Genomic DNA, 14,992 nt, shown 5'->3' on the forward strand with positions numbered 1-14,992 from the left:
CCCGCACCGCCTACGGGATCTGACTTGGCAAGCCTGTTTACCTGTGGGAAGAGTCTCGGCATGCCAATGAAAAATCCCGCACCTGTCTAGGACAAGCGTTTGGCGCAGAAATGCCCTGGCCGTGGCAACACCCCGAAATGCTTGATTTGAGTAGGCACAGCCTTTGCTGTTAAATAGACGCGGTGTGGCTGCCGTTTATTCCTGCGGCACGTCACATAGGCTGATACCCGCGCACGTGCTCAACGCCTCCCATTGTTCAGAAGCGAACCGTGCCAGTCAGCTCTTCCTTGTGATCCGTCTTAACGTGAGTTAACCAAAATGTTGAAAATCGTCCACCTGCTAACGGGCGTTGCAGCGTTGCTGCTGTCCTTTATTCCGAGCCTGCAGCCTGAAAGCCTGCCCTATCTGGAACAACACGACGCCCTGTACCTGGCCTTGTTCGGCCTTCTTAACCTGACGCTCGCACCGGTAATCCCTTACTGGAACAAAGGCACGCGTCATCAACTGCAAAACCTGGTCAGTGCGCTGCTGGTGCTGACTGTTGTCGTACAAACCCTCACCCTCCTGGCGCCCATGCCTGAAGTCGGGGGCCATCCGGCCATCCTGCTCAGCCTGGTGATTGCTGTGGTCGCCATCGTTCTTCACCTGGCCATCAGCTTCTACCGCTCGTCTCCAGCGGCCGCGTCGCAAAACTATGACATGACCAACCGGGATACCGGGACCGTCAAGTGGTTCAACACCTCCAAGGGCTTCGGCTTCATTTCCCGCGATTCGGGCGACGATATCTTCGTCCACTTCCGAGCCATTCGTGGCGAAGGCCATCGCGTCCTGGTCGAAGGCCAGCGCGTGGAGTTCTCGGTGATGAACCGTGACAAGGGCCTGCAAGCCGAAGACGTCATCGCTGCCCTGCCGCGTCGCTGATTCCTAGCCTTCGCAGCAAAAAAAACCGCAATCCAGCCTTGGCTGGGTCGCGGTTTTTTATTGCCTGCACATTCAATAGTGGGGCGGCGGCGCTTCTTCTTCGGATGACTCGAACTGCCCGCCCATCTCTTCCTGGCGCTTGAGCAGTGCAGTCATCTGCAATTGCAGGCGTTCGACGGCCCGCTGCTGGGCAACCAGGATGTCGTTGAGGGTTTCAATGGTGTCGTCCTGGAAGGCCAGGCGGCTTTCCAGGTCGGTAACGCGTTCTTGCAGGTCCATGGTTCAGTCCTGGGTAAAGATGAAGTCGGCAGGCAATAGCTCGCGCAATCGGCTGCGAATCGCGGCCACCTGCGCTTCGGTGTAGGGCCGGGCTGGATACTTGCCCCACACAGGGGCTGGCCAGGCGGCGTCGTCGCGCTTGCGCACAATCACATGCACATGCAACTGGCTGACGACGTTACCCAGCGCGCCGATGTTCATCTTGTCGGCCGCCAAGCCCTCGTTGAGCAACTGCGCCAAGGCCGTCGTTTCTTGCCACAAGATTTGTTGATCTGCGACATCCAGTTGAAACACTTCGCTGATACCGTTGACGCGTGGCACCAGGATGAACCAGGGGTAATTCGCGTCATTGGACAGCAGCAGGCGACAGAGCGGGAAGTCCCCAATGGCCAAGGTATCTTGTTGCAGGCGTTGATCTAAGGCGAACACGTGGCACTCCGTTCGGCAGGTCGGTAACAGGTGCCCAGCATACCTTCGAATGCATAAGGCTTCACGGGCAATGCTGGCGGCCTTGAGGCAGTCGGGCAAAAAAATGCACCCTTTAGAGGCAGTAACTCAGAGGAGCAACGCTAGACCGGGCCTCAACGGGATGCACCAAAATGACCCACCTGTGCCTCAAAGGGATCCGCCGATTACCCACCGATAAGGGTCAACCGGTAACGTTTTACCCAGGTACAGGATTCAGGTGCCACCGAACCTGGGTAACACCCTGGCGTCAAGCCCAACCCAAATGGCGTAAAACCCCCGTGCTTATGCGGTTTTTACAGGCTCATCACATTTTTCACGAAAAAATGACATTCGGTCGGCGGTTTGAGCACGCTTGTTGCATTCACCCCCCTATCGTCGACAACGGCACCCGTTTGGACACAGGTGTTTCGCGATAAAAATAGTGGCGTTTCAATGTGTATCAGGGATGTGTTCAAACTTTGAAAGAAGTCTGAAAACAGCATTGAAGTTGTCAGCCTGGATACATTTCAGGCTGTGAATTTGCGACATGGATCTAGCGATTTACGACAGCCTCGTAAAGAAGCTGAAAGGATAGTTGAGTAAGTATCGTCAATAGGGTCTGCGTGAGCTAACTTTGCGCCGACACAAAAAGAAAGAGCCGCCCAGATAAAAATACAGGTGGGACGGCAGTACTCTTCCTAAAACCAAAGGAGCAAATCACGATGCGCGTGATGAAGTGGAGCATGATCGCCCTGGCTGTTTCAGCAGGCACCTCGCAGTTCGCAATGGCGTCCGCCCAGGACGATTCCAAGGGCTTTGTTGAAGACAGTACGTTCAGCATCAATACTCGCGCGCTGTACTTCAGCCGTGACTTCCGTAACAACCCGTCGGGCCCAGGCTCCAAGAGCCGTGCTGAAGAAACCGGCCTGGGCTTCAATGCCCTGTACGAATCGGGCTTCACCCAGGGCACCATTGGTGTCGGTGTCGACGTGATCGGCCTGATGGGCCTCAAGCTCGACAGCGGCAAGGGTCGCGCCGGCACCGGCCTGTTCCCTACCGGTTCCGACGGTCGTTCGCAAGATGACTATTCCAAAGGCGGCGGCGCGGTCAAGTTCCGCATCTCCAATACGGTGCTGAAAGTCGGTGACCAATACACCACAGCCCCAGTGTTTGCCTCCGATGACAGCCGCCTGCTGCCAGAGCTGCCACAAGGTATCTCGATCACCAGCAACGAGATCAAGGGCCTGAAGCTTGAAGGCGGTCACTTCACTTCCAGCGTCGCGCAGAACCAGACCTACCACGACAGCCTGGGCCTGACCAAAACCGACTTTGTCGGCGGCGTGTATGCCTTCACTCCGGAATTCACCGGCAGCCTGTACTACGCGAAAACCGAAGATTACTTCCGCAAGTACTACAGCAACCTGAACTGGACCCACGCCCTGAGCGATGATCAGTCGTTTGCCCTGGACTTCAATATCTACGACACCAAGAGCGATGGCGCCGGCCTGCAACGCGCAGAGAAAGACGGCGTGACCAAGCTCGACAACCGCGCCTTCAGCTTGCAGGGCGCGTACACCATCGGCGCTCACACCTTCACCCTGGCAGCCCAGAAAGTCACCGGTGACGGCGACTACGGTTACGGCGTAGACGGCGGCGGCACGGTGTTCCTGGCCAACTCCATTGCCCGTTCCGACTTCAACGCCGAAGGCGAAAAGTCCTACCAGGCGCGTTATGACATCAACATGGCAACCTTCGGCATTCCGGGCCTGAGCTTCATGACCCGTTATGTCACCGGTAGCGGCGCCAACACGGGCACCACCAGCAACGGCAAAGAGTGGGAACGCGACATCGAGGCCAAGTACGTGATCCAGAGCGGCCCGGCAAAAGACCTGAGCCTGCGTCTGCGTCAAGCGACTTACCGTTCCGGTGATGGCGTGTACTACGGTTCGCCGTCGATCGATGAACTGCGTCTGATCGCCAACTACCCGCTGAACATCTTGTAATTGCTGGTTCAATTACAACGATGACTTGAGGCTTAGGCCTTAAATAAAAAGCCGCTCCTCTGTTCAACAGGGAGCGGCTTTTTTATTGCAGTTTTATTTCAATCAACCAAACAACTAGCAAGCTAAGTAACTAGTTTGTCAAAGCTGACCTTTCGGCCAAGTTCGATAGCCTCATGCCAAGTTATTTCGTCGCACTTTCCTGCATCACCCGAATAACCCGTTGCGGAAACGGAATATCAATCCCGGCCGCTTTCAAACGGTCACGCGCCAGTTCATTGAGCATAAACACCACGTCCCAATAATCCGGGGTGTTGGTCCAGCAACGCAGGGAGACGGTGATGGAACTGTCGCCCAAGGTCGATACCACCGCGACGGCGGCAGGGTCTTTCAGTACACGCGGGTCTTCAGCCAAAGCCAGCAATACTTCACGGGCCTTCTGCAGGTCCGCCTCATAGTCCACACCCACGTCAAACACAACCTTGCGGGTCGGCTGGCGGTTGGTGTTGGTGATAAGGCCGTTGGACAGGCTGCCGTTGGGAATGATCACCGTCTTGTTGTCGCCGGTACGCAACACCGTGTGGAAGATCTGGATGCTGTCGACGGTACCCGAGGTGCCTTGGGCTTCGATCCAGTCACCGATGCGGAACGGGCGGAACAACAGGATCAGCACGCCGCCGGCAAAGTTCGCCAGGCTGCCTTGCAAGGCCAGGCCGATAGCCAGGGTAGCGGCACCGATCGCCGCCACGAACGAGGTGGTGGCCACACCGATCATCGAGGCCACGTTGACCACCAGCATGACTTTGAGCGCGATGTTGGCAAGGCTGGTGATGAAGTGTTGCAACGCCATATCCGCGTTACGCATGGCCAGCAGGCGGCCCACGCGTTGCGTCAAGACATTGATCAGCCACCAGCCGATGGCCAGGGTGACCAACGCCAGCAATACGCGGCTGCCGTATTCCATGATCATAGGGATCCAAGACTGGGAGGTCTTGATCAGGTGATCCATTTCAGCGTTCAAATCCATCTACTTTCTCCTGTTGTGCGGCGATAAGGCTCGACTGACTGCCTGAAAACGCAATTGAGCCCCGAAGGGCTCAATTGTAGGCAATGATGCTGGGGCGTGGGACGTCAAAAGTGCCCACAGGTTCCCCAAAGTGCCATCAGTCGCGGAAGTTATTGAACTGCAGCGGCATATCAAACGTCTTGGCGCGCAGGGCCGCGATGGCCTCTTGCAGGTCGTCACGCTTCTTGCCAGTGACGCGAACCTGCTCGCCCTGGATGGCGGCCTGGACTTTAAGCTTGGCGTCCTTGATGTGCGCGACGATTTTCTTGGCCAGCTCTTTGTCGATGCCTTCCTTGAGCACGGCTTCCTGCTTCATCAGCTTGCCGGAAGCGTAGGCATCCTTGACTTCCAGGCACTGCACGTCGATCTTGCGCTTGACCAGGGCCAGCTTGAGGATCTCGATCATCGCTTCCAGCTGGAAATCGGCCTCAGCGGTCAGGTTGACGGTCAGTTCCTTTTCCTTGAATTCGAAGCTGCCCTTGCCTTTCAAGTCGTAGCGACGGTCCAGTTCCTTGACGGCGTTCTCGACGGCGTTGGTGACTTCGTGTTTGTCCAGTTCAGATACCACGTCGAACGAAGGCATGTGATTTCTCCAATATAAGGGGCGGGCTCAGTAGAGATGGAGCGCGCCCGAGCTAAAATGCCGGGGCATTATAGCGGTTCTTTCGCGCCGTTCACCGCTGGCGAGCTTATGGAGTACACACTGATGGCGACCCCCTGGCATATTCTTGGCGCCGGCAGCCTGGGCACCCTCTGGGCCGCACGGCTGGCGCGCGCGGGCGTGCCCGTCAGGCTGATCCTGCGTAATGAGGCGCGCCTGGCCGACTATCGAGCCGGCCAAGGGCTGACCCTGGTCCAGCAGGGTGTGGAACAGACTTACCCGGTAGTCGGCGAAACACCTGACAGCCCAGAGCCGATTCATCGCTTGCTGGTGGCGTGCAAAGCCTACGACGCCCAAGGCGCCATTGCCCAGCTGCAACCTCGACTGGCGCCCGACGCCGAACTGATCCTGCTGCAAAACGGCCTCGGCAGCCAGGACGCAGTGGCCGCACAAGTACCGTCGGCCCGCTGCATCTATGCCTCCAGTACCGAAGGCGCCTTTCGCGAAGGCGACTGGCGGGTGGTATTTGCCGGCCATGGTTTCACCTGGCTGGGGGATGCGAGCCACCCCACGCCACCGCTGTGGCTGGACGACCTGCAAGCAGCCGGCATTCCCCACGATTGGGCCAGCGATATTCTCACGCGCCTGTGGCGCAAGCTGGCGCTCAATTGCGCCATCAATCCCCTGACCGTGCTTTACCAGTGCCGCAACGGCGGCTTGCAAGCCCACGCGTGTGAAGTGGCGACCTTGTGCGCTGAACTGGCCGAGCTGCTCGAATGCTGCGGCCAGCCCGCCGCCGCACAGGACCTGCACAGCGAAGTGCTGCGGGTGATCCAGGCCACGGCGGCCAATTACTCGTCCATGCACCAGGACGTGGCCAACGCACGGCGTACCGAGATCAGCTACCTGTTGGGCTACGCCTGCCAGGCGGCCGCCCGCCATCAATTGGTGTTGCCGCACCTGCAACAGTTGCAAGCGCGCCTGGTCGAGCATTTGCGTGCACACGGATTGGCCAGCGACTGAGGCACGCGCTACCCTGCCTACCTGTCTATCACCTGGGAAAACCCTGATGCCACTGCGCCAGCGTCTTGAAAATCTACCGGTAGGGCAGAAACTGCTGGCCGCCCTGCTGGTGTTGTTGACCACCGTATTACTGGTGGCCAACCTGACGTTTATCAGCGCCGCCTACTGGATCTCCCAGGAAAGCATGGCCCCCCAGGCCTTGCAGTCCATCGGTCGACTGGTGTCCAACCCCGCGCTCGCCGCCGAGGCCCTTGAGTCTCCGACCAAGGCCGAGGCGCTGCTCAATGAGCTGACCAGCTATTCACCGTTGCGCGCCGCCGCGCTGTACGACGGCGAAGGCAACCGACTGGCGCAGATGCAGCACGGTGACCGCCTGCACCTGCCGGACCACTACCGCCATATCGAAGCGTGGCGCCTCACCGAATTTCGCAGCAACCAGGTCATCACCCTGCCCCGCGGCAACCAGCCTTCGGGGCATTTGTTGCTGGTGGCCAGCAGTGAGCTGCCGGTGGCGTTCTATACCGGCACCCTGACCGCGAGCCTGGGCATCCTGATTTTCAGTGTGTTGCTGTGGCTGGTCATCGCCCGGCAGATCAAACGCCTGATCACACGGCCGATTCATGAACTGGAAGAACTGTCTCGCCAGGTGACCCGCGAGGAAAACTACGCGTTACGCGCCGGGCGTGGCAACCGTGATGAAATTGGCAGCCTGGCCGAAGCCTTCAACACCATGCTGTCGCGTATCGAAGCCCGTGAGCAGCAACTTAAACGTGCGCGCGACGATTCCCAGGCTGCGTATGACCAGGCCCAAGGTTTGGCCGAAGAAACCCGGCATACCAACCGCAAGCTGGAACTGGAAGTCCAGGTGCGCAGCAAGATCGAGAAAAAGCTCACGGGCTTCCAGAACTACCTGAACAGCATTATCGACTCGATGCCCTCGGCGCTGATCGCCCTGGACGAACAACTCTATGTCACCCAGTGGAACCAGGAAGCCACCGCCCTATCCGGCACGCGCCTGGACGAAGCCTTGAACCAGCCGGTATTCCTGGCCTTCCAGCCGCTCAAGCCGTACCTGCCACAGATCAAGGCCACCGTGGAGCAACACACGGTGGAGCGGATCGAGCGGGTCACCTGGATCAAGGACGACGAGCCCAAGCATTATGCGCTGACGTTCTACCCATTAATGGGCGGCGCCGGGCGCGGTGTGGTGATCCGAATCGACGACATCACCCAGCGCCTGTCCCTGGAAGAAATGATGGTGCAATCGGAAAAAATGCTCTCCGTGGGCGGCCTGGCGGCGGGTATGGCCCATGAGATCAACAACCCGCTGGGCGCGATCCTGCATAACGTGCAGAACATCCGTCGGCGCCTGTCCCCCGAGCTGCCCAAGAACCTGGAACTGGCCGAACAAGTGGGCATCGAGCTGGAGACAGTCAACCGTTACCTGCAAGGCCGCGAAGTCCCGCAACTGCTCGACGGCATCCAGCAGGCCGGCGCACGTGCCGCGAAAATCGTCACCCACATGCTCAGCTTCAGCCGCCGCAGCAATCGGCAGATGGCGCCCTGCGATTTGCCGGCGCTGATCGACCAGGCTGTGGAAATCGCTGGTAACGACTTCGACCTGACCATCGGTTTCGACTTCAAGGGCCAGGCGATTATCCGCCAGTTCGATCCGCAACTGGGCCCGGTGCCAGGCACTGCCAACGAGCTGGAGCAAGTGCTGCTCAACCTGTTGAAGAACGCCGCCCAGGCCATTCACCTGCGTGAAGACGACAGCGAGCCGGGGCGGATTATCCTGCGCACGCGCCTCAACCCGCCGTGGGCAGAAATCCAGGTAGAAGACAACGGCATCGGCATGAGCGAAAACGTGCGCAAGCGCACGTTCGAACCGTTCTTTACCACCAAGGAAATCGGCCAGGGCACCGGGCTAGGCCTGTCGGTGTCGTATTTCATCATCACCAACAACCACAAAGGCCAGATGGAAGTGCATTCCACCCTGGGCCAGGGCACCTGCTTTACCTTGCGCCTGCCCCTGGCCGGCAGCCAATTGCCCCCCACTGAACTTACCCAACTGGAGCACTGACCATGGGCTTTCGCCTGTCGAAGATCTACACCCGTACCGGCGACAAAGGCGAGACCGGCCTCGGCGACGGCCGCCGCGTGCCCAAGGACCATCCACGCGTGGAAGCGATTGGCGAGGTGGATACGCTGAACAGCCAGTTAGGCCTGCTGCTGGCCAACCTTGAAGAACAAAGCGGCAAGCACCCGGCGTTGAAGGATGTGATTGAAGTGCTCACCCCTTGCCAGCACCGTCTGTTTGACTTGGGCGGTGAACTGGCGATGCCGGTGTACAAGGCACTGAATGCAGCGGAAGTGGATCGACTGGAAGCAGCGATTGATCGCTGGAATGAGGAAGTCGGGCCGCTGGAAAATTTCATCTTGCCCGGCGGCTCAGCCCTGATTGCCCAGGCCCATGTGTGTCGAAGCCTGGCGCGCAGCGCAGAGCGCCGCTGTCAGCACCTGAATGCGGTGGAGCCGTTGGAGGGTGTGGGGTTGGCGTATATCAATCGGTTGTCGGATTTGCTGTTTGTGGCGGCCAGGGTGATTGCCAAGCGCCAAGGTGTTGCGGAAGTGTTGTGGCAGGCGGCGGCCAAGCCACACTGAGCAGATCGTGACGCAGAGCGTCACAGGAGGCGTTCCCACGCAAAGCGTGGGAACGATTATCAGAGCTGCGGCCAAAACGCCCGAATACCTGCCACACCTTGCGCACCAGCCTCCCAAGCCTGCTCCCGCTGCGCCGGCCCAACCCCGCCCAACAGAAACACCGGCTTGCTGAACCCGGCGATCAACTGCTGCGCCTGCTCCCAGCCCAACGGCTGGGCATCCGGATGAGTCTGGGTGGGCTGCACCGGCGACAGGGTGACAAAATCCACGTCCATCATTTCTGCCAGCGCCAGCTCTTCAGCGTTATGGCACGAAGCCGCCAGCCAACGGTCTTTGGGCAGCGGGCGGCCCTTGCTCGCGTATTTGCGCAACTGCGCCGAGGTCATGTGCCAGCCGGCGGCGGGGAAATCCCCCAACCACTCGAACGGCCCCTTGAGCATCAGTTGCGCCTTGCCGGCACACAGGCCCACCGCATCCACCGCCAGGTCGCGGTATTTGGGGTCGTAACCGTTGGGGGCACGCAGTTGAACCAGCTTGATGCCACCGGCGATAGCCTTCTGGATACCGCGCAACAGCGTCGGGGTTTCCAGCTCGCCCGGGGTGATCAGGTACTCGGCGGGCAAGCGTGCCGCCGCGACAATCGGCGCATTCGCCGCCGGGAATTCATAGTTGACCAGGTCACGCGGTGCCACCCATTCCAGCGGCTGCCCTTCGGCGCCATGGGGCTCGCCAGTAAAGGCCGAGACTTCCCAGACATCCAGCAATACCTGTTTGTCCGGGTAGTCATGTTGCACCTTGATCAGCGGCCGCGCCGTGGTGACCTGGATGCCCAGCTCTTCCTGCAATTCACGGGACAAGGCGGTGGCAACCGACTCATCGGCCTCCACCTTGCCGCCGGGGAACTCCCAGAGGCCGCCTTGATGCTGGGTATCGGCACGGCGCGCCAGCAGGATCCTGCCATCGACACCGCGGATCACCGCTGCTGCTACATGCACTCGTTTCACGCCACTGCTTCCTCTCGTTATAGCCCTTTGTAGGAGCGAGCTTGCTCGCGAAGAACGTCAACGATAACGCGTGCATCCTGGATAAACGCGGTGGCCTTGAGTTTTTCGCGAGCAAGCTCGCTCCTACAGGGGGAGGGTCATTTTCAGGTACGGTATTCCGCGTTGATCTTCACGTACTCGTGGGACAGGTCGGTGGTCCAGATGGTTTCGCTGCACTCGCCGCGACCCAGCTCGATACGGATGGTGATTTCTTCCTGTTGCATCACCGCCGAACCCTGGGCTTCGGTGTAGGTTTCGGCGCGGGCGCCACGGCTGGCGATGCACACGTCACCCAGGAACACGTCGATCTTGCTCACGTCCAGGTCCGGCACGCCAGCACGGCCGACAGCCGCGAGGATACGCCCCCAGTTCGGGTCCGATGCAAACAGCGCGGTCTTGATCAGCGGCGAGTGCGCCACGGTGTAGCCCACATCCAGGCATTCCTGATGGTTGCCGCCGCCGTTGACTTCAACCGTGACGAACTTGGTCGCGCCCTCGCCATCACGCACGATGGCCTGGGCCACGTCCATGCACACTTCGAACACCGCCTGCTTCAACGCCGCAAACAACGGGCCTTCGGTAGAGGTGATTTCCGGCAGGTTGGCCTGGCCGGTGGCGATCAGCATGCAGCAGTCGTTGGTGGAGGTGTCACCGTCGATGGTGATGCGGTTGAACGACTTGTTGGCGCCGTCCAGCATCAGGCGTTGCAGCACATCGCGGGAGACTTTGGCGTCGGTGGCGATATAGCCGAGCATGGTCGCCATGTTCGGGCGAATCATGCCTGCGCCTTTGCTGATACCGGTAACGGTAATGGTCACGCCGTCATGCACGAACTGGCGGCTCGCGCCTTTTGGCAAGGTGTCCGTGGTCATGATGCCGGTGGCCGCAGCCGCCCAGTTATCCACAGACAGATCATCAAGCGCGGCTTGCAGGGCGCCTTCGATTTTTTCCACCGGCAGCGGCTCACCGATCACACCGGTGGAGTAAGGCAGCACCTGGCTGGCATCGACGCCGGTCAACTGGGCCAGCTTGGCGCAGGTGCGCGCCGCCGCGACCAGGCCTGGCTCGCCGGTGCCGGCGTTGGCATTGCCGGTGTTGGTCAGCAGGTAACGGATCGAACCGGCCACGCGCTGCTTGGCCAGAATCACCGGTGCGGCGCAGAAGGCGTTGAGGGTGAACACACCCGCCACGGTCGAGCCTTCAGCACAACGCATCACCACCACATCCTTGCGCCCCGGGCGCTTGATGCCGGCCGAAGCGATACCGAGTTCAAAACCGGCAACCGGGTGCAACGTGGGCAAAGGACCAAGACCAACAGCCATGAATGCGCTCCTTAAAAATAGGTGATGTCTGTGCCGTCGCTATCGACGGTGGGAATTAATGGCAAAACGCCGCGACGGCAAAGGCCGGTCGCGGCGCGGGATGTTGCAGCGTCAGGCGAAAATCTTATTCGATCTGGCCGTGGCAGTGTTTGAATTTCTTGCCCGAACCGCAGTAGCACAGCTCGTTGCGACCCAGCTTCTGGTCATTGCGAACCGGGGTCTGGGCCAGTGCCACATCGACCTCTTCACCCAAGGCTTCAGGCTCATCCAGGCCCGGCGCTTCGTCGTGCTGGAACTGCATGCGCGCCGCCAGGGCCTCGGCTTCCTGACGCAGGCGTGCTTCTTCCTCGATCGGGTCTTCGCGACGCACCTGAACGTGGGACAGCACGCGGATCGAGTCGCGCTTGATCGAATCCAGCAATTCGGAGAACAGCGTAAACGACTCGCGCTTGTACTCCTGCTTCGGGTTCTTCTGGGCGTAGCCACGCAGGTGGATACCGTGGCGCAAGTGGTCCATGGTCGACAGGTGGTCTTTCCACAGGTCATCCAGCACGCGCAATACGATCTGTTTCTCGAAGGTGCGCAGTGCTTCGGCACTCGCTTGCTCTTCTTTCTCGTTGTACGCAGCCAGCAGCTCGGCCATCAGTTTTTCGCGCAGGGTTTCTTCGTACAGGTGGTCGTCTTCGTCCAGCCATTGCTGAACCGGCAAGTCCACACCGAAGTCGCTCTTCAATGCCGCTTCCAGGCCGGCAACATCCCACTGCTCAGGCAGCGATTGTGGCGGGATATGCGCGCTGACAGTGGCGTTGAGCACGTCCTGACGGAAATCAGCGATGGTCTCGCCAATGTTGTCGGCGGCCAGCAACGTGTTACGCATGTGATAAATCACTTTACGCTGTTCGTTGTTGACGTCGTCGAACTCGAGCAGTTGCTTACGAATGTCGAAGTTACGGCCTTCTACTTTGCGCTGGGCCTTCTCGATGGCGTTGGTCACCATGCGGTGCTCGATCGCTTCACCGGACTGCATGCCCAGGGCTTTCATGAAGTTCTTCACCCGGTCCGACGCGAAGATACGCATCAGGCTGTCTTCCAGCGACAGGTAGAAACGGCTGGAACCGGCGTCACCCTGGCGACCGGCACGGCCACGCAGCTGGTTGTCGATACGACGCGATTCGTGACGCTCGGACGCGATCACCTGCAAGCCACCGGATTCCAGCACCGCCTGGTGGCGCTTCTGCCAGTCGGCTTTGATCTGGGCGATCTGCTCAGGCGTCGGGTTGTCGAGCGAGGCCACTTCCACTTCCCAGTTGCCGCCCAACAGGATGTCGGTACCACGACCGGCCATGTTGGTGGCGATGGTCAGTGCGCCTGGGCGACCGGCCTGGGCGATGATCTCGGCTTCTTTTTCGTGGAACTTGGCGTTCAGTACCTTGTGCTCGATGCCTTCCTTGTTGAGCAGGTTGGACACGTGCTCGGAAGTCTCGATGGTGGCGGTACCCACCAGGATCGGGCGGCCCTTGGCCATGCCGTCCTTGATGTCATTGATGATCGCCGCGTATTTCTCTTCGGCGGTCAGGAACACCAGGTCGTTGTAGTCTTTACGCGCCAACGGCTTGTTCGGCGGAATGACCATCACGGCCAGGTTGTAGATCTGGTGGAATTCGAACGCTTCGGTGTCGGCCGTACCGGTCATGCCGGACAGCTTGTTGTACAGACGGAAGTAGTTCTGGAAGGTGGTGGACGCCAACGTCTGGCTTTCAGCCTGGATGTTGAGGTGTTCCTTGGCTTCGATGGCCTGGTGCAGGCCTTCGGACAAACGACGACCGGGCATGGTACGACCGGTGTGCTCGTCGACCAGAACCACCTGGCCTTCCTGCACGATGTATTCGACGTTGCGGTGGAACAGCTTGTGGGCGCGCAGGCCGGCATACACGTGGGTCAACAGGCCCAGGTTGTGCGCCGAGTACAGGCTTTCACCTTCGGCCAGCTCGCCGATCTGGGTGAGCATCTCTTCGACAAACTGGTGGCCGGCTTCGTTGAGTTCGACCTGGCGGGTCTTCTCGTCGATGGTGAAGTGACCTTCTTTGGTCACCACGCCTTCCACTTCCTCGATGTGCTGCTCCAGGCGCGGGATCAACTTGTTGATCTCGGTGTACAGGCGCGAGCTGTCTTCGGCCTGGCCGGAGATGATCAGCGGGGTACGGGCTTCGTCGATGAGGATGGAGTCGACTTCGTCGATCACGGCAAAGTTGAGTTCCCGCTGGAATTTTTCATCCATGCTGAACGCCATGTTGTCGCGCAGGTAGTCGAAACCGAATTCGTTGTTGGTGCCGTAGGTGATGTCGCAGGCGTACGCAGCGCGCTTCTCTTCCGGCGGCTGGAACGGCGTTACCACGCCGACGGTCAGGCCGAGGAATTCATACAGCGGGCGCATCCAGTTGGCGTCCCGGCGAGCCAGGTAGTCGTTCACCGTCACAACGTGCACGCCCTTGCCGGACAGTGCGTTGAGGTAGACGCCCAGGGTTGCCACCAGGGTCTTGCCTTCACCGGTGCGCATTTCGGCAATCATGCCTTCATGCAAGGTCATGCCGCCGATCAACTGGACGTCGAAGTGGCGCATGCCCATGACGCGCTTACCGGCTTCACGGGCGACCGCGAAGGCTTCGGGCAGCAGCTTGTCGAGGGTTTCACCTTTGGCTATGCGGGCCTTGAACTCTTGGGTCTTGGCGCGCAATTGCTCGTCCGACAGAGCAACCATCTGCTCTTCGAAGGCATTGACCAGCTGCACCGTCTTGAGCATGCGTTTGACTTCGCGCTCATTCTTGCTTCCAAAAAGTTTCTTTAACAAAGGCGCAAACATATCGGCAGGTTCTTCCACACATAGGGATGGAGGGCGCACCGTGAGTGGCCCGAGCAGCCCTCACGGCCGCATTGCGAACGCGCATTCTACCCGGAATCGTGGGTGAGGAAAGTGGCGTTGTTCCCCGAGGCAGGCACGGCGCTGTGAGAGGGCTTGTTTAAAATAAGGGCTTTTGCGCGAACTTCAACCCATGGAGTGCAGAAGTTACTTATTGATTTCATGGGCAAAGCCCAGCCGACGCAGAGCCTCGGGGTGTGCAGGCGCTTTCTGCTAAGATAGCCGCTCTGTTACCTAAGGTGTCTAAACATGGCATTTCGCCCTCTTACAGCCCGCGCTCCCGGCGTGTTGCTTCGCGAAGCCAAGCCGTTGAAAGCCATCTTTGGCCATGCCAAGCGCCTGGGCCATTTGCAACGCCTGCTTGAAAGCCAGCTGCAACCGGCCGCACGTGAGCACTGTCACGTGGCGTCCTGGCGTGAAGGCAATCTGCTATTAATTGTCACCGATGGTCATTGGGCCACGCGCTTGCGTTATCAGCAAAAACGCTTGCAGCGCCAGTTGATGGTGTTTGAAGAGTTCGCCGGTTTGACGCGCATTCAGTTCAAGGTACAGCCACCCACCGTGCCGCAAGGCGCGGTGGGGCATACCATGGACCTGTCGGAAACGGCCGCCGAAACCCTTCAGGCCACCGCCGAAGGGATCAACGACCCGGGCTTGCGCGCCGCCCTGGAACGGCTGGCCGCCCATGCCCGGCCCAAAGCCTGAAGCG

13 protein-coding genes are annotated in these 14,992 nt (G+C 59.7%); 6 read left to right on the forward strand and 7 right to left on the reverse strand.

Going from position 1 to position 14,992, the window contains the following annotated elements; translation table 11 throughout:
- Positions 1-318 precede the first annotated feature (318 nt).
- Positions 319-921, forward strand: coding sequence for a cold-shock protein (locus tag ACWHXD_RS24870; protein WP_003193875.1), 603 nt, complete (start codon positions 319-321; stop codon positions 919-921).
- 72 nt (positions 922-993) lie between these two features.
- Here ACWHXD_RS24870 and ACWHXD_RS24875 read toward each other — a convergent pair whose 3' ends face one another.
- Positions 994-1,200, reverse strand: coding sequence for a SlyX family protein (locus ACWHXD_RS24875; protein WP_003193876.1), 207 nt, complete (start codon positions 1,198-1,200; stop codon positions 994-996).
- Between the two features lie 3 nt (positions 1,201-1,203).
- Positions 1,204-1,629, reverse strand: coding sequence for an HIT domain-containing protein (locus ACWHXD_RS24880; RefSeq protein WP_138762278.1), 426 nt, complete (start codon positions 1,627-1,629; stop codon positions 1,204-1,206).
- A gap of 740 nt (positions 1,630-2,369) precedes the next feature.
- Here ACWHXD_RS24880 and ACWHXD_RS24885 point away from each other — a divergent pair.
- Complete coding sequence (locus tag ACWHXD_RS24885) at positions 2,370-3,650, forward strand: OprD family porin (protein ID WP_032895504.1); 1,281 nt, start codon at positions 2,370-2,372, stop codon at positions 3,648-3,650.
- A 181-nt stretch (positions 3,651-3,831) separates the two neighbouring features.
- On the opposite strand, the gene ACWHXD_RS24890 is transcribed toward ACWHXD_RS24885, so the two are convergent.
- Positions 3,832-4,674 (reverse strand): mechanosensitive ion channel family protein, encoded by an 843-nt coding sequence (locus ACWHXD_RS24890; protein WP_056791140.1) that lies wholly within the window; start codon positions 4,672-4,674, stop codon positions 3,832-3,834.
- A gap of 136 nt (positions 4,675-4,810) precedes the next feature.
- Positions 4,811-5,296, reverse strand: a complete 486-nt coding sequence (locus tag ACWHXD_RS24895) for a YajQ family cyclic di-GMP-binding protein (RefSeq protein WP_003193880.1) — start codon at positions 5,294-5,296, stop codon at positions 4,811-4,813.
- A gap of 123 nt (positions 5,297-5,419) precedes the next feature.
- Here ACWHXD_RS24895 and ACWHXD_RS24900 point away from each other — a divergent pair, with 123 nt between their 5' ends.
- The 3 genes from ACWHXD_RS24900 to ACWHXD_RS24910 are packed head-to-tail and all read left to right on the forward strand — an operon-like array spanning position 5,420 to position 9,001.
- Positions 5,420-6,337, forward strand: a complete 918-nt coding sequence (locus ACWHXD_RS24900) for a putative 2-dehydropantoate 2-reductase (RefSeq protein ID WP_138762277.1) — start codon at positions 5,420-5,422, stop codon at positions 6,335-6,337.
- A 46-nt stretch (positions 6,338-6,383) separates the two neighbouring features.
- The gene (locus ACWHXD_RS24905; protein ID WP_032895499.1) at positions 6,384-8,420 is read left to right on the forward strand and encodes a sensor histidine kinase; all 2,037 of its coding nucleotides are present in this window, start codon (positions 6,384-6,386) and stop codon (positions 8,418-8,420) included.
- A 2-nt stretch (positions 8,421-8,422) separates the two neighbouring features.
- Positions 8,423-9,001, forward strand: a complete 579-nt coding sequence (locus ACWHXD_RS24910) for a cob(I)yrinic acid a,c-diamide adenosyltransferase (RefSeq protein ID WP_032895497.1) — start codon at positions 8,423-8,425, stop codon at positions 8,999-9,001.
- Positions 9,002-9,060: 59 nt separating this feature from the next.
- Here the strand turns inward: ACWHXD_RS24910 and ACWHXD_RS24915 are convergent, their stop codons facing one another.
- The 3 genes from ACWHXD_RS24915 to secA all read right to left on the reverse strand — a co-directional run bounded on the left by ACWHXD_RS24915 (position 9,061) and on the right by secA (position 14,226).
- A complete protein-coding gene (locus ACWHXD_RS24915; protein ID WP_098950502.1) occupies positions 9,061-10,005 on the reverse strand; it encodes a Nudix family hydrolase in 945 nt (314 codons plus the stop codon).
- A 143-nt stretch (positions 10,006-10,148) separates the two neighbouring features.
- On the reverse strand, positions 10,149-11,366 hold the full coding sequence (gene argJ / locus ACWHXD_RS24920) for a bifunctional glutamate N-acetyltransferase/amino-acid acetyltransferase ArgJ (RefSeq protein ID WP_032895495.1): 1,218 nt from the start codon (positions 11,364-11,366) through the stop codon (positions 10,149-10,151).
- Between the two features lie 124 nt (positions 11,367-11,490).
- On the reverse strand, positions 11,491-14,226 hold the full coding sequence (secA, locus tag ACWHXD_RS24925) for a preprotein translocase subunit SecA (RefSeq protein WP_003193886.1): 2,736 nt from the start codon (positions 14,224-14,226) through the stop codon (positions 11,491-11,493).
- Between the two features lie 306 nt (positions 14,227-14,532).
- Between secA and ACWHXD_RS24930 the strand changes: the two genes are divergently transcribed.
- Complete coding sequence (locus ACWHXD_RS24930; protein ID WP_073522923.1) at positions 14,533-14,988, forward strand: DUF721 domain-containing protein; 456 nt, start codon at positions 14,533-14,535, stop codon at positions 14,986-14,988.
- Positions 14,989-14,992: the final 4 nt, after the last annotated feature.

It is taken from the genome of Pseudomonas fjordensis, from assembly GCF_976987115.1.